14 protein-coding genes are annotated in these 18,948 nt (G+C 43.7%); 8 read left to right on the top strand and 6 right to left on the bottom strand.

Features of this window, described 5'->3' with window-relative positions; translation table 11 throughout:
* Positions 1-827: 827 nt before the first annotated feature.
* From ACTCNA_RS13800 to ACTCNA_RS13790, 3 genes are all read left to right on the top strand, one after another.
* Complete coding sequence (locus ACTCNA_RS13800) at positions 828-1,685, top strand: 30S ribosomal protein S16 (protein ID WP_462948510.1); 858 nt, start codon at positions 828-830, stop codon at positions 1,683-1,685.
* Between the two features lie 81 nt (positions 1,686-1,766).
* On the top strand, positions 1,767-2,303 hold the full coding sequence (locus ACTCNA_RS13795) for a ribosome maturation factor RimM (RefSeq protein WP_462948509.1): 537 nt from the start codon (positions 1,767-1,769) through the stop codon (positions 2,301-2,303).
* A 120-nt stretch (positions 2,304-2,423) separates the two neighbouring features.
* Positions 2,424-3,131 (top strand): head GIN domain-containing protein, encoded by a 708-nt coding sequence (locus ACTCNA_RS13790; RefSeq protein ID WP_462948508.1) that lies wholly within the window; start codon positions 2,424-2,426, stop codon positions 3,129-3,131.
* Between the two features lie 28 nt (positions 3,132-3,159).
* Here the strand turns inward: ACTCNA_RS13790 and ACTCNA_RS13785 are convergent, their stop codons facing one another.
* Positions 3,160-4,113: a DNA adenine methylase gene (locus ACTCNA_RS13785; RefSeq protein ID WP_462948507.1), complete on the bottom strand. Its 954-nt coding sequence runs from the start codon at positions 4,111-4,113 to the stop codon at positions 3,160-3,162.
* Positions 4,114-4,425: 312 nt separating this feature from the next.
* Here ACTCNA_RS13785 and ACTCNA_RS13780 point away from each other — a divergent pair, with 312 nt between their 5' ends.
* From ACTCNA_RS13780 to ACTCNA_RS13760, 5 genes are all read left to right on the top strand, one after another.
* Complete coding sequence (locus ACTCNA_RS13780) at positions 4,426-7,389, top strand: SusC/RagA family TonB-linked outer membrane protein (protein WP_462948506.1); 2,964 nt, start codon at positions 4,426-4,428, stop codon at positions 7,387-7,389.
* A gap of 19 nt (positions 7,390-7,408) precedes the next feature.
* Positions 7,409-9,628 (top strand): RagB/SusD family nutrient uptake outer membrane protein, encoded by a 2,220-nt coding sequence (locus ACTCNA_RS13775; protein ID WP_462948505.1) that lies wholly within the window; start codon positions 7,409-7,411, stop codon positions 9,626-9,628.
* Positions 9,629-9,659: 31 nt separating this feature from the next.
* Complete coding sequence (locus ACTCNA_RS13770; RefSeq protein ID WP_462948504.1) at positions 9,660-10,760, top strand: SusE domain-containing protein; 1,101 nt, start codon at positions 9,660-9,662, stop codon at positions 10,758-10,760.
* 189 nt (positions 10,761-10,949) lie between these two features.
* A complete protein-coding gene (locus ACTCNA_RS13765; protein WP_462948503.1) occupies positions 10,950-13,715 on the top strand; it encodes an alpha-amylase family glycosyl hydrolase in 2,766 nt (921 codons plus the stop codon).
* An 84-nt stretch (positions 13,716-13,799) separates the two neighbouring features.
* The gene (locus ACTCNA_RS13760; RefSeq protein WP_462948502.1) at positions 13,800-15,749 is read left to right on the top strand and encodes a glycoside hydrolase family 97 protein; all 1,950 of its coding nucleotides are present in this window, start codon (positions 13,800-13,802) and stop codon (positions 15,747-15,749) included.
* Positions 15,750-15,800: 51 nt separating this feature from the next.
* Here ACTCNA_RS13760 and ACTCNA_RS13755 read toward each other — a convergent pair whose 3' ends face one another.
* The 5 genes from ACTCNA_RS13755 to ACTCNA_RS13735 all read right to left on the bottom strand — a co-directional run bounded on the left by ACTCNA_RS13755 (position 15,801) and on the right by ACTCNA_RS13735 (position 18,728).
* Positions 15,801-16,103, bottom strand: a complete 303-nt coding sequence (locus ACTCNA_RS13755) for a type II toxin-antitoxin system RelE/ParE family toxin (protein WP_462948501.1) — start codon at positions 16,101-16,103, stop codon at positions 15,801-15,803.
* Positions 16,085-16,321 (bottom strand): hypothetical protein, encoded by a 237-nt coding sequence (locus ACTCNA_RS13750; protein ID WP_462948500.1) that lies wholly within the window; start codon positions 16,319-16,321, stop codon positions 16,085-16,087. The genes ACTCNA_RS13755 and ACTCNA_RS13750 overlap by 19 nt, the downstream gene beginning before the upstream one ends.
* A 106-nt stretch (positions 16,322-16,427) precedes the next feature.
* A complete protein-coding gene (locus ACTCNA_RS13745) occupies positions 16,428-16,595 on the bottom strand; it encodes a hypothetical protein (protein WP_462948499.1) in 168 nt (55 codons plus the stop codon).
* Positions 16,596-16,752: 157 nt separating this feature from the next.
* The gene (locus ACTCNA_RS13740) at positions 16,753-17,322 is read right to left on the bottom strand and encodes a manganese efflux pump MntP (protein WP_462948498.1); all 570 of its coding nucleotides are present in this window, start codon (positions 17,320-17,322) and stop codon (positions 16,753-16,755) included.
* 53 nt (positions 17,323-17,375) lie between these two features.
* A complete protein-coding gene (locus tag ACTCNA_RS13735) occupies positions 17,376-18,728 on the bottom strand; it encodes a DUF4270 domain-containing protein (RefSeq protein ID WP_462948497.1) in 1,353 nt (450 codons plus the stop codon).
* Between the last annotated feature and the right edge of the window lie 220 nt (positions 18,729-18,948).

Raw genomic sequence — 18,948 nt, 5'->3', positions numbered from 1 at the left:
CCATTTTATTCAGCAGGGCAAACCGCAAAAAAGCAAGGAGTATAAAAGCTGGGGCGATTTTGTGAAAAAGAACCCGGGGCGAGTGAAGTAGGCAGTGATCTGTGGCAGTTGGCAGTAGAGACGCAAAATTTTGCGTCTCTGAAAAACCACAAGAATTGCACTATAATTTTCAGTAAAAAGTAAACGGTTAAAGGTAAATAGTGATCCGTGCCTGGTTGCAGTTGGCAGTATCCGTCAAGCGGTTTGATCCGCTGGACGGATAATCAAAATGGGCACAGTAAAATCCATTTCTTTTCTATATTTGCGTAACAATTTAAAACCCGTCAGGCGGTTTGATCCGCCAGACGGACAGCACAACAAATGCGATGTATTTGGCACAATGTGTGCCTATTAACACAAGCCAAACATCTGGCTGGCTAGGGACTGTGCTTTCAAAGTCACAGAAAATGTCGGACTTGGGAAAGGTCCGACTCCCCCACTAGGCAGAAACGCTGAACGAAGCGATCTGGCAGGGATTGGAGCGGCACCCTGTTGCACACCGCGACCCGGGTTTTGCAGGCCGGCGGAGGCGATTGAAATGAGCCCACGCACGGCTATACAAAACCGGGAACGGGGAAAACAGGTAAAGCGGAAAGCCCGGCTGCCAGCTGGAAAGAAGTGATCAGTCGCAGTGGACAGTTTACAGTGGCAGTCTTCAGTAAATAACTTCACACGCTGTAGTTTAAGAATGTGCGAAAAAATTACCCCATCGGTTTCGCAAACAGAATTTTATATTATCTTTGCGCCCACATTTTCAAAAAAATAATTGTAGAATTATGCCAGTAAAAATGAGATTAGCGCGGCATGGCCGCAAACGTTATGCTTTCTACCACATTGTGGTAGCAGATAGCAGGGCGCCACGAGATGGCAGGTACATTGAACGGATTGGTATGTATAATCCGAACTCTAATCCTGCTACGATAGATCTCGATTTTGACAAGGCTTACGACTGGCTTGTAAAAGGTGCCCAACCGACTGACACTGTAAGAGCAATTTTATCTTACAAAGGTGTCCTCTACAAAAAACACCTGATGGGTGGAGTGAAAAAAGGAGCTTTCGACGAAGACGAAGCTGAACGCAGACTGGAAAAATGGCTGGCTGAAAAAGAAGCCAAAATCCAGGCTCAGAAAGAGCGTATTGAAGGTGAAACCAATGCAGAGCTTAAAAAACGACTTGAGGCTGAAGCAAAACTCAACGAGGAAAGAGCTGCTGCAATTGCTGCCAAAAATGCGGAATTAGCAGCCGAAGTGGAAGATGAAAAAGAAGCTGAAACTGCCGACGAAAGCACTGAAGAATCTGCTGCAACTGAAACAGCAACTGCAGAAAAAGAGGAAGTAGCTAAAGAACCTAAAAAGGAAGAAAAAGCTGATGAACCTGCAAAAGCTGAAGAGCCGAAAAAGGAAGAAGTTGCTGAACCTGTAAAGGAGGAAGTGGCTGAAGAGCCTAAAAAGGAAGAAAAAACTGAAGAGGCTGCTCCGGCTAAAGAAGAAAGTGCTGATAAAACAGCTGCTAAAAAAGAAGAAAAAGAGGAAGCCAGGAAGGAAGAAGAAAAACCTGAGGCTCCGGCTGCTGAAGCAAAATCTGAAGAAGCAGAAAAGAAAGAAAAGAAAGAAGAAGCTCCGAAAGACAAGGGCACCAATTCTTAACGAAAAAATTTCTACCACGGATAAAACCACCGGCCAAGTAGGTCGGTGGTTTTTTGTTTGTAGTTAACTATCTTTGCCGTTATGGAAACAATACCCAAAGCTGATTGCACTAAAATTGGTTTCATCCGGAAAACACGGGGTGTTCATGGTGAGCTGGTGCTCGAATTCGAAGAACAGTTTGAATTTTCGGTTGAAGAGGCTACCCGCTTTTTCCTGGAAATCGATGGTTTACTGGTTCCTTTTTATGTGGCCGAAAACGGGCTGCAAGTTAAAACGGGTAAAGCTGCTTTTGTTAATTTTGATTGGGTCGGTTCTGAAAAATACGCACAGCGGCTTGTGGGCACTGATGTGTATCTTTTTACTTCTGAATTAGTTGATGAGCCAGAAGATTCCGGCTTGGCGGAGTTGCAGGGGTTTACTCTTTTTGATAAAAATACCGGCGAAATCGGTGTCATTTCCCACGTGGAAGATTTCTCGGGAAACACAGTGCTGACAGTTGGCAGCGGACATGAGGAAATTCTCGTTCCCTTCAATCAGGACTTCATGGTTTCCATCGACCCGGAGAACAAAATGCTTACCCTCGATTTACCTGAGGGTTTGATTGAAGACTCAATTTAGTCCCCTTTACTCCAGCCTCTTCCGGCGATTTAGAATTTTATTCCCTCAAAACTGAAACTTTCGAAGGTTTCGTGCGTCCTTACAAAGTCAACTTTTTAATAATCACAAAAACGTAAAAATATGAAACCTAAATTTGCCTCATTTTTTCTGATTCTTTTTTGTTCCACCCTTGTGCTGCCTGCATTGGCAGAAAAAGAAGTCCGGGATGTATCTGAATTTTCTAAAATTTCGCTGAATGTTTCCGGAAAACTTTATCTGGAACAAGGCGACCCCCAGCGGGTGGAAATTGTGGCCAAATCGTCAACTCTTGAAGACATTGTAACCGAAGTCAAAAACGGAGAACTGGTTATCCGCTTTAAAAATCGGAACTTTTTTTGGCGTTCGTTTAATCCAGGAAGCATCGAAATTTTTGTGCGGGTTCCGGACATTGAAGGATTGGCGGTTTCCGGTTCCGGCGATATTATTGCAGACAAGCGCATTTCTTCGCGCAGAATGGCCATGGCAGTGAGTGGAAGCGGAAACATCAAACTCGATGATTTGCGCACCGAACGTGCAAAAGCTTCCATTTCCGGTTCCGGCAGTGTGGTAATTGGTAACGGGGGAAAAGCCAAAGATTTTGAAGCCAGCATTTCCGGTTCGGGCAGTGTAAAGGCCGGGGATTTTGAGGCAGAAAACGTGGAAGTGCACATTTCGGGCTCGGGGAATTGCAGCATTCATGCCGCTGAATCGCTAAAAGCACGTGTAGCCGGCTCTGGCAGTGTCTATTATAGTGGAAATCCACAGGTCGATTCTTCGGTATCCGGTTCGGGACGGGTAAGGAATCGATAAAATATTAAACAATTTTAATAGTATGAAATTAAACCGGGTAACTGGTTACGATGATTTCGTTAATGGCCTTTCTTTTTAAGCCATTGGAATTGATGGATCTTCGTGCAGGAACGCGCGATATATGAAATCCGGAATAGAGTTCGTCAAAAAAATGGTCCTCCGGGTTATGGTTTTTGGGGTCGGAATTGCTCAGCATTTGTTTTACTCCTTTCTGATTTAATTCAGCGAAAAGCGCAGCCAAAGCTATTTGTTCGGGGTCGCCAAACGCATTTTTGCTGTATGCTGTAAACCTCGAAGTTTGGTTCAGCGGGCGGTAGGGCGGATCGTAATAAATGAAGGTGTTTTCGGTTATCCTGCCTTTAATTTCCCTGAAATCGGCCTTTTGAATTTCTGCAATAGAAAGCAGTTTTGAAATTTTCAGCAAATTTTCGGCATCCAGAATTTTCGGATTTTTATACCTGCCCTGCGGAACATTAAATTCACCCCTGGAGTTGAACCGGAACAATCCGTTGAAACAGGTGCGGTTCAGAAAAATAATTTGTGCGGCCCGTTCGGCCCATTTCATTGAAAATCTGTTGAAGTTTACCGATTTCTTTTGCTTGTTGAATTGCTCACGCACTTTGTAGTAATATGCTGTGCGTTTTTCCTCGTTCAGCTTCAGGTACCGGTCCTGGAGCCGGTCCAGTTGGTCAATTAAGGTTTGTACCTCTTTTTGAATGACAAGGTAAGTCAGAATCAAATCCTCGTTATTGTCGCACAAAAGGGCCGATTTTACAGGATACTTTTGCACGATATCGAAAAAAACGGCACCGCCGCCAACAAAAGGTTCGCAATAGTTTTCAATTTTCCCCCCGGAAAGTTCTTTGGGATAAAAATTTTGAAAAGCCTCAAGCAACTGGCCTTTTCCGCCCGCCCATTTCAAAAATGGTTTACCTGGAGGTTTTGCAGTTTTTATTGTATTTATAGATTTATGTCCGTTCATTTTTTACAATTTGACGGTAAAAATACCAAAACAAATTCCAGTTTGAAAGCTCAAAATCAATTTCCCTGACATATACAATTTTTCCAACCAGTTCCTACCTGTTTTATAACATGATCGGTGCAAACGTAACCGCAAACGATTGCACTGTTTCGGGAGTTTTAAAAAAATAGCATCTGTTAAGAATTAAGTAGTTTTGCGACAAGGATTTTTGCTTTGCTCATGCAGTTAACAGTCGTATAATGTTGATTTTAGCCATTTCAAAAAAAGTTAACTCGACAAAGTGAAATTTTACTAATTAATAATTTAATTACGATGAATATTATTCGAAAAGACCTAAAATTATTGTTGTTTTTGGTTGCTTTTCTAACCTTTTTAACGGGTTACGCGCAGCAAAAAACAATAACAGGTGAAGTAACCGATGCTGAAACCGGCGAACCTTTACCTGGAGTTACAATTGTGGTTAAAGGAACCACACGGGGAACAATTACAAATGTTGACGGGCAATTTTCGGTTGATGTGGAACCTGGCCAAACGCTTGGTTTTTCATTTATTGGCTACACACCGCAGGAGGTTGTTGTGGGAACCGAAGATGTGTTAAGTGTTCAACTGGCCCAGTCGATTGAAGCACTGGGTGAAGTGGTGGTGATTGGCTACGGCCAGGTGAAAAAAGAAGATGCCACCGGCTCCGTTCAGGCCGTTAACACCGATGATTTCAATCCGGGGGCCATTACCTCGCCCCAGGAGCTGGTTTCAGGTAAAATTGCCGGGGTGCAAATTACCAGTGGCGGTGGTTCGCCGGGCGAAGGTGCAACTATTCGCATCCGCGGGGGATCATCACTCTCGGCCAGTAACGATCCGTTGATTGTTATTGACGGCGTTCCGGTTGACAACGATGGTATTTCGGGCATGAAAAACCCGCTTAACACTATTCATCCCAGCGATATTGCAACTTTTACCGTTTTAAAAGATGCATCGGCAACCGCTATCTACGGTTCGCGTGCATCCAATGGTGTAATTATTATTACCACCAAAAAAGGAAGAAAAGGAACTCCGCTGAGCGTGAGTTACAACCAGTACTTTTCTGTTAGTGCAAAATATAATGAAGTTCCGTCGTTATCGGCCGATGAGTTCAGGAGCCTGGTACAGGAACGTTATGCAAACAACCCGAATGCACTCAACCTGCTCGGAAATTCCAACACCAACTGGCAGGATGAGGTGTATAAAACTGCCCTGGGGCAAGACCATAACCTGAGCCTGACAGGAAACATAAAAGAGCTTCCATTCAGGGCTTCGGTAGGTTATTCCAACCAGGAAGGTATTCTTAAAACCGACCGTTTGGAAAGGATTACCGGTTCGCTGGGTCTCAACCCATCGTTTTTCGATGATCACCTCCGGATGAACCTGAATGTGAAGGGAATGCTTGTAAATAATAATTTTGCCAACAGGGGAGCCATCGGCTCAGCTGCCAGTTTCGACCCCACACAAACGGTTTACAACGGAAGTCCTTATGGCGGATATTTTACCTGGGTGCAGCAAAACGGGGATCCTATCCCGATTGCCAATATGAACCCGGTAGCGCAGCTTAATATGCGCGACGATCAGTCAACAGTTAGAAGAAGTATTGGAAATGCTGAAATTGATTACCGTTTTCATTTTTTTCCCGATTTAAGGGCTAACCTGAATATGGGTTATGATATTTCTGACAGTGAAGGCACTATTTTGGTTCCTGAAAATGCACCCTGGGCTTATGATAAACTAAAAGGCGGAGGTGAAAACACAGAATACACACAGGACAAGCGGAATTCACTGCTCGATTTCTATCTGAATTACGTGAAAGATGTGGATGCCATCGACAGCCGCTTCGACATTATGGGTGGTTATTCGTGGCAGCATTTCTGGAGGGCCGGCACTTCACTCACACAAAATGCCAGCCAAACTGAAACGACTTCAGACACCGATTACGAAACTGAAAATTACCTCGTTTCTTTTTTCGGCAGGTTGAATTACACGTTTAAAGAACGTTACCTCGCCACATTTACAGTGAGGCAGGATGGTTCGTCGAGGTTCTCGCCCGATACCCGTTGGGGGTTGTTCCCATCGGTAGCGCTGGCGTGGCAAATTGCCGAAGAATCTTTCCTTGCTGATTCAGAAACAGTTTCCGACCTCAAACTGCGGCTCGGTTATGGTGTTACAGGTCAGCAAAACATTTCGGATAACGATTATCCGTACATGGCTCGTTATACTTACAGTGGTGATCAGGCACGCTATCAGTTTGGCGACCAGTTTTACACCACCATCAGGCCCGAAGGTTACGATGCCAACATTAAATGGGAAGAAACAACTACTTACAATATTGGCCTGGATTACGGATTTCTGAACAACCGGATTTCGGGTGCCATTGATGCTTATTACCGGGTTACTGACGATTTGATTAACTTTATTCCCGTGCCTGCAGGTACCAATCTTACCAATCAGATTCTAACCAATGTTGGTAACCTGGAAAACAGGGGAATCGAATTCAGTATCAATGCCATTCCTGTTTCTAAAGAGAATTTTAGCTGGGATATTGGATTTAATATTTCGTACAACGAAAATGAAATTACCAAATTAACTGCTAATGACGATCCCACATACATTGGTGTTGAAGTGGGAGGTATTTCCGGAGCGGTTGGAAACAATATCCAGATTCACAGCGTAGGTTATCCGGCCAATTCCTTTTTTGTTTACGAACAGGTTTACGATCAGGATGGCTCGCCAATTGAAGGTTTATACGTTGACCGGAACGGTGACGGTGTAATTACCAACGACGACAAATACCGCTACAAAAAAGCCGCTCCCGATGCATTTTTCGGTTTTTCTTCAAAAATAAATTACAAAAACTGGGATTTTGCATTTAACGGGCGCGGCAACATTGGCAACTATGTGTACAACAATGTGTGGTCGGGCCAGGCAACATTTAATAATCTTTACAACTCGGCCGGATTTTTAAATAACCTCAACGAAAGTGTTTTCGATTCAGGGTTTGAAAATCCCAAATACTGGTCCGACTATTATATCCGCAATGCTTCTTTTGTTCGCCTCGATAACATCAGCCTGGGATACACGTTTTCAAACTTTTACCAGGAGCGGATGAATATCAGGTTATACGGTACAGTGCAAAATGTATTTGTTATTACCGACTACGAAGGACTCGATCCGGAAGTAAGCAACGGGATTGATAATAATATTTATCCCCGTCCGCGTACATATATGATGGGGGTAAGCATCAATTTTTAACCAGTAAATAAAAAGTAAGATGAAAAATAAAATTAAAATAGCAGGCATCTTTGTAATTGCAGTTCTTTTTGCATTTACATCATGCGTGAACGATTTAGATACGGTGCCGCTCGACAAGGATGTGGTGACCTCGGAAAATGTTTATTCCAATCCTGACAACTATAAAAATGTGCTGGCAAAACTGTATGCCGGGCTCGCTTTGAGCGGTCAGGAAGGGCCTGCAGGTGCCAACGATTTGAGCGGCCTCGATGAAGGATTCGGCCAGTACCTGCGTGCCTACTGGTACGCACAGGAACTGCCTACCGACGAAGCGGTTATTGCATGGAACGACGGCAACCTGCGCGATTACCAGGAAATGGACTGGGGCTCGAATAACGAATTCGTTGCCAACATGTATTACAGGGTATTTTACCAGATATCGCTAACCAATGAATTTATTCGCGAAACGACTCCGGCCAAACTCGACGAACGGGGCATCGACGGGGCCATCCGTTCCGAAATTGAACTTTACAGGTACGAAGCCCGCTTTTTAAGGGCACTCAGCTACTGGCACGCCATAGATATGTTTGCCAACGTGCCTTTTGTTACCGAAGCAGATATGGTAGGTGCGTTTTTCCCGGAGCAAACCAACAGGGATGATCTGTTTGCCTATGTTGAACAGGAATTGCTCGATATTGAACCACATTTGTCAGCTCCCGGAGAAGTTGAATACGGCCGGGCCGACCAGGCTGCTGTCTGGACGCTGCTGTCCAAATTGTACCTGAACGCAGAGGTTTATATAAGTCAACCAAAATATACGGAATGTTTAACTTACTGTAATAAAATTCTGAATGCCGGTTATTCACTTGAACCTGAATACCAGCATCTTTTTATGGCTGATAACCACCGATCCAATGAAATTATTTTCCCAATTACCCAGGATGGAAACAACACCAAAACTTATGGAGGTGTTACTTTTATTATAAAAGCAGGGGTTGGTGGAAGCATGGATCCGGCTGAATTCGGTATTGACGGTGGTTGGGCCGGCACCCGTGTTACCAAAGAATTCGTGGGTAAGTTTCTCGATCTTGAAACCCTGAAAACCGCCCGGATTCCTTATAAAAGTGCAGTGGAGTACCCGGTGATTTATGTGCCTGGCGGATATCAGGCAGCAAGTGGTTACAGCGAAGGTGACTGGGCACCGGATGCTGCTCCTAACCTGGCATCTGTTAATTCCGACAATAACTACGAAGGATATATCTGGTTTGCTGATGCGAATTCAGAATATAAATTCACCGAAGGGCCCAATTGGGATGTGAACTGGGGTGATGACAATGCTGATGGCACACTGGAAGCCAACGGTGCCAACCTGGTTGCTCCCGAAAGCGGCATGTACAAAATTAACGTGAACCTGAATGACATGATGTACACTTCGGTAAAAACCGACTGGGGATTGATTGGCGATGCCACTGCCGGTGGGTGGGACAACAGCACTCCGATGGAATTCGATGCTGAAAGAAAAGTATGGACTGTTGTTGCTGAACTCGGTTCAGGAGCTTTTAAATTCAGGGCCAATGATGCATGGGACATTAACTTGGGGGATAACGATACCGACGGAATCCTGGATTATGGTGGAGCTGACATACCGGTTGATGAACCAGGGAAATATAAAATTGAACTTTACCTGGGTACGCCGGATTATACTTATACAATGGAACAATTCAGTTCGGACAGTCGTGGAATGTTCCATACCGATGGACAGACACTTGAGATTGATGATATGTTCGAGTTTACTAACGGTTACGCGGTTACAAAGTGGAAAAACATCACTTCTGACGGAAATATCGGGTCGGACATTGAATATGTTGATACCGACTTCCCGCTTTTCCGCCTGGCCGATGTGTACCTGATGTATGCCGAAGCCGTTTTGCGTGGCGGAACAGGTGGCGATGAGGCGACCGCACTCAGCTACATCAACATGTTGCGCGAAAGAGCGTATGGCGACGAAAACGGAAATATTGCTTCTGGCGATTTGACACTCGATTTTATTATCGATGAGCGGGCACGCGAACTGTACTGGGAAGGCCAGCGCCGCACCGACCTCATTCGTTTTGGCTTGTTTAGCGGAGGCGATTACCTGTGGTCTTGGAAAGGAGCTGTGAAAGAGGGACGTTCTATCGATGCCAAATTCGATATTTTTCCGATTCCGGCAGCCGATGTAATTGCCAATACAAACCTGACCCAGAATCCGGGGTATTAAAAAACTGAGAAAATTTAAAAAATATAAACAGATGAGAAAATTTAAAAATATATTTCTGATTCTTCTCTCCTTTTCATTGCTGTTTGCCTGCGAAGAGATGGAAAGAGACCCGGTAATAAATCCGGGCGATTCGCCTACATTAAACCAACCGGCCTCAGGAACAGAGCTGGTATTTCAGAAAGTGAATGCCACCGAAGAGTCGGTCACTTTTTCCTGGACCGAAGCAGATTTTGGCTTTCCAAGTGCGACAATGTACAACCTGCAGGTTGACGTGGCCGGTAACAATTTTGCCAGCGCAGTGGAACTGGCATCCACATCCGATTTTTCGGTGAGCATTACGCATGCTACCTTGAACGAAAAACTGATGACACATGGTTTGCCAGGCAATGAACCTACCGAAATTGAATTCCGGGTAGAAGCTACGGTTAGTCCGCAATACTCATTGTATTCGCAACCCGTGAGCATGACAGTTACCCTTTATTCTGCTTCGTTCCCGCCCATTTATATGATTGGTGCCAGCGTTGGCGGATGGGACACCAGCAAGGCAGTGGAAGTTGCGTCTACAGGTGAACCATTCGAATACATAACCATCTGGAGGTTTGATGCAACCGATGGAGCCAATTTCAGGTTCTTCAGCAATCCTGCCTGGGATGCTTCACTTGGAGGTTACGATGTATTTACCAGTTATCCGGAAGATTTGCTCGAACCGGCAACCGGCGACGATGATCCGAACTTCAATTTTATTGGCGAAGCCGGCTGGTACGAAATATTGGTAAATACCGAAACCGGAACCATTGAGATGACCGCGACAGATGAACCCGGAATGTACCTTACCGGCGATGCCACACATGGCTGGAACTGGGACGAACCGGTAACTGCACTGCAATATGTGAGCTACAAAATCTGGGAAGGCGACGTTGCTTTTACCCAGGATGGCGCTTTCAGGTTGTTTGCCCAGAAAGATTGGGGACCAATTAGCTACGGTTACGATGTGGTGGTAAATTACGACACCGATTACATTGATGTGGCTGAAGGACATAGCGATCCAAACTGGTTTTTCCTGAAACCTTCGGGGACTTACCACGTAGTTGTAAATCTGAGAACGAATACAATAGAAATTAGTGAACTGTAAAAGCCGGACTTTTCAGTATCATTAAATCAGGGAAAGGTTAGTTTAGTTAACAAAAAGAGTCACCGGATTTGCTTTCTGGTGGCTCTTTTTTCTGAAAAATATAGAGGGAGCAAACATTTTGGTTTTTGCAATTTCTTTTAACAGTTTAAGGCAGGTTTTGAAAATCGTTGAAAAAATAAATTTGTATTCATGAATCATCTGAAGTATTTTATTTTGACCCTCATGCTGGCAGCTCCTCTGTTTATTGCTGCCCAGATTACTACAGTGCCCGAACTTCCGGTGGCCTCACAAAGTGTGACCATCACTTTCAATTCTGCCGAAGAATCGAGGTTGGGATATTACACTGGCGATTTGTATGCACATACCGGGGTTGGTATCAAGGGGAAAGGAGATTGGCAGAATGTGGTTGGCGGGCCAGACAGTTGGGGAAACAACGAAGTTCAACCCAAACTCACTCACATGGGAAACGGGATTTATGAGCTGGAAATTTCGCCAGATATCAATTCGTTTTACTCGGTAGCCAGCGGTGATGAGGTAGTAAGAATGTTTTTTGTTTTTCGTTCAGCCGATGCCAGTCAGCAAACGGATGATTTGTATGTGGATGTGTATGAAGAAGGCCTTGTGGTTAGTATTTCACAACCCTCAGGTGATCAGATTCTGCCAATGAATCAGCCGGTTACATTATCTGCCACATCATCGCTCGAGGCTGATTTAAAACTTTATCTGAATGAAACGTTGCTGACTGAAAATACAGGCACTTCGGTTTCTGCAGATTATACTTTTACTGAAAGCGGAAATAACCTGCTTATTGCTGAAGCGGTTGCAGGTGACGAAACTGCCAGCGATTCTGTTTCGGTTTATATTCGCGAAGAAACGGTTGCCGAAACAAAACCCGTTGCTTACCGGAAAGGAATTAATTATCCGGCGGATACTTCGGCTGCGCTTGTTTTGTGGGCACCCAAAAAAGAGTTTGTGTTTGTGCTTGGTGATTTTAATAACTGGAGGCCTGCCAGCGTGTTCCAAATGAAAAAAGACGGTGACTATTTCTGGCTCGAAATTTCGGGATTGGTGGAAGGCAAAGAATACGCTTTTCAATATTTAATTGATGGAGAAATACGAATTGCAGATCCGTACACCGAAAAAATTCTCGACCCCTGGAACGACCAGGAAATTGAAGCAGAAACGTATCCCGGTTTGATGGCTTATCCCGAAGGAGAAACTGAAGGCGTGGTTTCAGTTTTGCAGCCCGGAGAAGATGAATACGATTGGCAGGTTGCCGATTTTCAACCGCCGCCAAAAGAGAAAATGGTCATTTACGAATTGCTGATTCGTGATTTCACCGAAGAACACACCTACAAAGCCGTGCGTGAAAAGCTGGATTACTTAGAAGATTTGAATATTAACGTGCTGGAGTTGATGCCTGTAAACGAGTTTGAAGGCAACAGTAGTTGGGGTTATAATCCATCGTTTTATTTTGCCCCCGATAAATATTATGGATCGAAAAATGAATTAAAAAAACTGATTGACGCATGCCACCAGCGAGGTATTGCTGTGGTAATCGACATGGTTTTAAACCACAGTTACGGCCAAAGCCCGTTGGTGCAAATGTATATGGATAACTGGACCATCACACCTGAAAATCCATGGTACAATGAAGTATCGAATTTTGAAAATCCAACTTTACGGTGGGGTTTCGATTTTAACCACGAATCAGAAGCGACAAAAGAACTGGTGGACAGCGTGAACAGCTTCTGGATGAACGAATATAAAATTGACGGTTTCCGTTTTGACTTCACCAAAGGATTTTCCAATACTCCTTACAGCGAATCGAGCTGGGGCAGCGAATACGATGCCGCGCGCATTGGCAACCTGAAACGCATGACCGATGAAATTAAAAACCGCAACGAGGATGCAATCGTCATTTTCGAACACCTCGCTGATAATTCAGAAGAAAAGGAACTGGCCGATTACGGAATTTTGATGTGGGGAAATATGCACGGCAGTTATCTTCAGGCGGCCCGTGGGAATGTGTCGGGTTCCGATTTGAGTGAAGCAGTTTATTCTGAAAGAAACTGGAACGAGCCCAATTTGGTATCTTATCCCGAAAGCCACGACGAACAGCGGATCATGTATCAAATTAAAATAGAGGGGCTTTCCAGTGGCGATTACAACATAAAAAATCAGCAAACGGCGCTCGACCGCATCGAGCTCAATTCGCTGTTTCACCTGCCGCTGCCCGGGCCAAAAATGATTTGGCAGTTTGGCGAGCGCGGGTACGATATCTCAATCAACCACTGCGTGGGCGGTGTTGGGAATGATTGCCGGTTAGATCCGAAACCTCCTTACTGGCACTACCTTGATAATTCAAACCGCACCGACTTGTTCCGGGTAATGGCCAAACTCAACTACCTGAAGCAAACGTACCCGGTTTTTTCTTCTTCCGACTTTCAGTTCGATTTGAGCGGCACTGTTAAATCGTACGTTTATGCTGATGAAAACAACTATGTGCTGGCTGTCGGTAATTTTGGAATCCAGGAGGAAGAAACCGAACTCAGTTTTCCAACTACCGGAAAATGGCACCTGTTTTTTGTTGAAGATCCTGTTCAGGTGGATAATGCGGTGCGGTCAGTTACACTCGCACCCGGTGAGTACCGTCTGTATTCCACTCAAAAATTTGAACACCCCGCTATTTCCACTGAAAATTCAGCAAAAAAGTTACAGGAAGGAGCCATAAGAATCTATCCGAATCCGGCCAACGATCAAGTTATGCTCGATGGATTAAAAACGGGGGCACGCATCGAAATTTATTCATTCACCGGAAAACTGATGCACCAGGCAGAATCGGAAAACAATCAATCGATGAAATTAAACTTGAAACATTTCAGGCCGGGTTTGTACATTGTGAGTGTCTCTCAAAATGGAGAAAGGATTTCAAGAAAATTAATTGTGAAATAAAGGATATCCGCCAGGCAACAATGCTATTCTGTATTTCATAAAATTCTTTTTAACTTGCACGGTATAAATCAAAAATTTAGTCAAATGAAAAAATATACCATTTTTCTGCTATCCCTGTTTTTTATGATTCAGCTTCAGGCAAAAGAGTATTCAGTCACCTCGCCATCCGAAAGGGTGACGGCAAAAGTTGCTGTGGATGAGAATATTCAGTATTCAGTTTTTCTAAGAGACAAAGAAATTATTTCCCCGTCGCCCATTTCAATGACACTGGAAAATGAAGTGTTGGGAGAAGATGCAAAGGTCAGGCGTGCACAAACAACTTCGGTTGATGAGGTGATAATTCCAACTGTTCAGCGGAAGTATGCCGAAATTCCGGATGTGTACAACGAACTGACACTGAAATTTAAAGGTTACAACCTGCATTTCAGGGCGTACGACGAAGGTGTGGCTTACCGCTGGGAAGTTACGGATGATGGGCCGGTGAAGGTGATGAGCGAACTGGCTACTTTCACTTTTCCTGCCGACCACAAAGTGTGGTTCCCGGAGGAGGAGAGCATGTTTACACACCAGGAGCGCAGTTATCCCGATGTAAAGCTCTCGGAAATTACACCCGATCGTTTTGCTTCAACCGGTTTGCTGGTAGATGCCGGAAACAACGTAAAAGTGTACATCTCCGAATCGGATTTGATTACTGACTACGCCGGTATGTTTTTAAAAGGTTCTGAAGAAAATCCTTTCCGGCTCGAAGGCAAATTTGCCGGAGTGGTTTTGGAAGAAGAACGCCTCACCGACCGCGATGTAAAACCGGTGAAATATGCCGATTATATTGCCGAACTTGAAGGCCCCAAAAGCTTCCCGTGGCGGGCAATGATAATATCCGATGAGGACAAACAACTCGTGGAATCGGAATTGATTTACAAGCTGGCACCCGAAAATGTTTTGGAAGACACTGAGTGGATTAAACCCGGGAAAGTAGCCTGGGACTGGTGGAACGCGCTGAATGTTTACGGCGTTGATTTTGAATCGGGTGTTAACAATGCAACGTATAAATATTACATCGATTTTGCGGCTGGATACGGCCTCGATTACATCATCCTCGACGAAGGCTGGTACCACCTCGACGATATCATGAACGTGAAAGATGAAATTGATGTACAGGAGCTGGTTGATTACGGCAAAGACAAAGGTGTTGGTGTTATTCTTTGGGTGGTTTGGAAAGCGCTCGATGATAAACTTACCGAGGCACTCGACCAGTTTGAAGCGTGGGGCGTGAAAGGAATAAAAATTGACTTTATGCAACGCGACGACCAGTGGATGGTGAATTTTTACGAAAAAATTGCGAGGGAGTGTGCCGAACGTAAAATGCTGGTCGATTACCACGGCGCTTACAAACCGGTGGGGCTCAACCGTATGTATCCGAATGTAATTTCTTACGAAGGTGTGAAGGGAATGGAGAACTGTAAATGGTCGGATCAACCCGATCCGGATCACAATCTTTTACTACCGTTTATCAGAATGGTTGCAGGACCTATGGATTACACGCCGGGAGCCATGGTTAACAAAAACAAGGAAAATTTCCGCGATGTATTTACTGAGCCCATGAGCCCCGGAACCCGTTGCCATCAGTTGGGAATGTACGTGATTTTTGAAAGTCCGCTGCAAATGTTGTCCGACAATCCATCGAATTACTACCGCGAGCCGGAGTGCATGGAATTTCTAAAAGCTGTTCCCTCGGTTTGGGACGATACAAAAGTGCTCGATGCCAAAGTGGGCGAATATATTCTGATAGCACGCCGCTCCGGCGATACCTGGTTTGTGGGCGGCATGACCAATTGGTCGCCACGTACGCTGGAACTCGATCTCAGTTTCCTTCCCGAAGGAAATTATAATATGGAGATTTGGAAAGACGGAATCAATGCGGCCAAACATGCTGCCGATTTTGCACAGCAGGAAATGAATGTGACCAACAATTCCGAAATGAATATTGAAATGGCCCCCGGAGGTGGTTGGGTGGCAATCATCAAAAAGAACTAAAATTATTTTACACTGAAATAATAATGAAAGGATGACATGATTACTGAAGTGTCATCCTTTTATTTTCAAATCATCAGGGTTTTGCCGGTTATCCCAAATTGTATGAATAATAATTTCATTTTTAGTGATCTCGTAATAAATGATGTAATGGCCGGAAATCAAACCTCTCACATTTTTAAAGTTTGTTTGAAACCCTATATTGGGGAACTTTTTTAATATTTGGATTTCCTGATTTATTTTTTTATAAAGCTTTGCTGAATAAGCTTTACTCTTGTTTCGGTCAGCAAAAAATTTCAGGATCCGGAAAAGTGATATTCTTGCCCTGTGGGACCAGATTATTCTTTGCTTAGCCATGCATTAATTTCTTCGTCCAAACTTTCATGATGGATATAAAGACCTTTTTCAATCTCCATTTTGGATGCCATAATCTCATCTCTTTGTTCGTCGGAAAGAGGTAGAATTTCATGATCTGTTTTCGCATCAATAATAGTTTGGATCGCTTTTAAAAAAGAAACATCATCGATAGCAGCAATTTTATGGATGAGAATATTTTTTAACTCAAGTGCTGTCATAATCTGTATTTTTTTCAAAATTAAAGAAAATTTAGCAAAGTTTTATCGGTCCAGCCACAGTTTGAACTCCGGAACTTTGTCGCGGCTGACGATGAGGCCTCTGTCGTCATAATTTTTTCACTTCAATTTCCCGTGTAATGGTTATAATCTGTTTGTTGGCCTGTCCCGGAAAACTCATTTCAGCAGAAACAATTTCAAGGAGGGTGGCATGTTCAATCTGCTTGTCTTCGAACGATGCCCAGATGTTTCCCCAGTAATGGCTGAGTCCTTTCATATTTCTGAATTTTAATTGTTTATGATGGTTCAAAATTCAGCAGAAAACAAGATGGTTGAAAATTTAAAGTGACGAACGGTAGGATTTGGTGTTTGAACGGGAAAAACAGGGCACAAAAAAAATGCCTGTTTCAATTTTAAACACTTTTGCAGCTGTATTAAAACCAGAGATGCTCAATTAGAATTTTTACTCCCATGCCGGTCAGTATTATTCCTCCTAAAATAAGCGATTGATGGCTGCGTCTTGCAGGGATGTTTTTTCCGAATAACATACCCAGCATCGAGGCAATAAATGTAACAGCCCCAATAATTAGAACCGGGTATAAAATTGGTATTTTGAGGAAACCAAAACTGAGGCCCACTACCAGTGCGTCGATGCTGGTAGCAACAGAAAGGCTAAGAACCAAACGGATACTGAAAGGATTGAAATTTTGCAGAGTACCATTTGGTCTTACCCCTTCCACAATCATTTTAATCCCTATAATGGCAAGCAAAATAAATGCTATCCAGTGGTCAACTGAGCGGATAAAGTTGTGGAGTGTACTCCCTGCAAACCAACCAACTACTGGAAATGCTGCCTGGAACAGCGCCAGCGAAAATGCAATGGGAATAGCTTGTTTAAATCGTATTTCCTGTTTCATCAGGCCACACGAAACCGATACGGCAAATGAGTCGAAACTCAAACCAATACCAATAAGCAAGTATGTTATAAGATCAACTGTTCCCATTTTTTCATCAATCGCAAAAACAGGGGGTACATGAAATTTTTAAATTCTGTTAGCTACTGGTTAAACTTGGAATAAGTAATAATCAGTTTAATGCCGGTTTGGCTTCCGCTGCCTTTTATTACTACCCTGTTGGCTTCGTTGTTTTTTCGCGCAGTGGTTAAAAAGAATCCCAGATTTTCAGCATCACCCTCTGTAATTTGTTGCACATGCTGAGTGATGTTAAATGTATAGGTATAATCATTGGGGTTCATCGCGCCTCCGTAAAATACCGGGCTAAACATGTAATCGGCCGGTAAAAACTCCCGTCCTTCTTCATCCAGCACGGTGAACAACAGCTGACGCGGCGGCGGGTATTTTTCCACTTTCGAGGCTACAGTGTCAATCTGGAAAACAAGTTCGGCTTTATTTATTGCTATTCTTACTGAATCTCCTTGTTCATTAACTTTTATTGAATCGATCAAATGAGTAAGTTTATCAATGTAAATTTTTGATTTTAGCCCACCGGTTGACTGAACGTAAATCAGCGAATCATCTCCGGTGTCAGCATTCAGGTTGTCGAAAAAAGCTGTTTCCGAATAATCATGTTGAATAGAATTTACCCGGGCGCTGAACTGGGTAATTACATAGGGGTTCAGCAGCGTGTCGGGCTCGTCGGCTTCCATATTTTCGTCGTTGTTATAATAAACAACCATTGCCGAGCCCTGGAAACTTGAGTTCGCGGCAGCGTCGAGCTGTAAAATGGCACCCCCTTCATCAGTATCTTTTTCAGTTTCAATGTAAAGCCCTTTGAAATATTCAAGAAAAACATCGTTGTTTACCATTTGAAGTGAGTCGGCATTTACCAGTTTATTGCCCAGCGAGTTATCGAGCGGAATGGAAATGAGCTGAAAAAATGTATCGGCCGACGCAGAGTCGAGCCTGATTTGGGGCGTATATTCCAGCTGGCCAATCAGTTGGTCGGAAGCCAGGCTTTTCAGGTCTGTCCCCTGGTAATAGTCAGCGTCAACATCGAGGTCTGTTTCCAGTTCATAAACATTAAAAGTTTGCGGGGTAACCGTGTCGCCGTAAATTCCGCGGTAATAGAGAAAAAGTTTTACTGAATCCACCACAGGGTTGGTGCCGTAATCGGGATAAGCCTGCAGCCTGAACTGCGCCGCAAAATCAATATTTGTTTCCCCAAATTCGGGGTCGTTAAAGGTTCCGATAAGGCTTTTGGAGCTTTCATCGGTTTGTATTGAATCTTCGCGGTAGGTGTATGATGAGATGCTGCTTTTCTCAACAAGACTTCTTACCTCTATCAAATCTTCGGACGGGAGAAGATCCATGCCCAAATCGTTATTTTCTTCGCACGAAACAAACAAAATGAGCAATGCTATTGTCGCGGTAATCAAGTGGTATCTATTCATTATTCTGCGTATCACGTAGTATTTTCTTTTGTAACGGTTTTTGAACTCTGAAAATTACACAAACGTATAAAAAAACGTTGAGGGTACTGTGCAATTGAATTTAAATTTGAATTTTTTAGGATTAAATTTGATCTATTAACTTTGATCTTTTAACAGAATGGGCTTACCAAACTTTTTCGTAGAAATCGTTGTAAGCATCAATGTAAGTTTCTTTTGGCTG

The organism is Tangfeifania sp., from assembly GCF_055108615.1.
Note: the sequence above shows the minus strand (reverse complement) of the source record. Positions and strands in the feature narration are given on the sequence as shown.

What these genes read in the sequence shown, in the direction of transcription:
- ACTCNA_RS13800 (WP_462948510.1), top strand. Translation starts at nt 828, where the DNA reads ATGAGATTAGCGCGGCATGGCCGCAAACGTTATGCTTTCTACCACATT.
- ACTCNA_RS13795 (WP_462948509.1), top strand. Translation starts at nt 1,767, where the DNA reads ATGGAAACAATACCCAAAGCTGATTGCACTAAAATTGGTTTCATCCGG.
- ACTCNA_RS13790 (WP_462948508.1), top strand. Translation starts at nt 2,424, where the DNA reads ATGAAACCTAAATTTGCCTCATTTTTTCTGATTCTTTTTTGTTCCACC.
- ACTCNA_RS13785 (WP_462948507.1), bottom strand. Translation starts at nt 4,113, where the DNA reads ATGAACGGACATAAATCTATAAATACAATAAAAACTGCAAAACCTCCA.
- ACTCNA_RS13780 (WP_462948506.1), top strand. Translation starts at nt 4,426, where the DNA reads ATGAATATTATTCGAAAAGACCTAAAATTATTGTTGTTTTTGGTTGCT.
- ACTCNA_RS13775 (WP_462948505.1), top strand. Translation starts at nt 7,409, where the DNA reads ATGAAAAATAAAATTAAAATAGCAGGCATCTTTGTAATTGCAGTTCTT.
- ACTCNA_RS13770 (WP_462948504.1), top strand. Translation starts at nt 9,660, where the DNA reads ATGAGAAAATTTAAAAATATATTTCTGATTCTTCTCTCCTTTTCATTG.
- ACTCNA_RS13765 (WP_462948503.1), top strand. Translation starts at nt 10,950, where the DNA reads ATGAATCATCTGAAGTATTTTATTTTGACCCTCATGCTGGCAGCTCCT.
- ACTCNA_RS13760 (WP_462948502.1), top strand. Translation starts at nt 13,800, where the DNA reads ATGAAAAAATATACCATTTTTCTGCTATCCCTGTTTTTTATGATTCAG.
- ACTCNA_RS13755 (WP_462948501.1), bottom strand. Translation starts at nt 16,103, where the DNA reads ATGGCTAAGCAAAGAATAATCTGGTCCCACAGGGCAAGAATATCACTT.
- ACTCNA_RS13750 (WP_462948500.1), bottom strand. Translation starts at nt 16,321, where the DNA reads ATGACAGCACTTGAGTTAAAAAATATTCTCATCCATAAAATTGCTGCT.
- ACTCNA_RS13745 (WP_462948499.1), bottom strand. Translation starts at nt 16,595, where the DNA reads ATGAAAGGACTCAGCCATTACTGGGGAAACATCTGGGCATCGTTCGAA.
- ACTCNA_RS13740 (WP_462948498.1), bottom strand. Translation starts at nt 17,322, where the DNA reads ATGGGAACAGTTGATCTTATAACATACTTGCTTATTGGTATTGGTTTG.
- ACTCNA_RS13735 (WP_462948497.1), bottom strand. Translation starts at nt 18,728, where the DNA reads ATGAATAGATACCACTTGATTACCGCGACAATAGCATTGCTCATTTTG.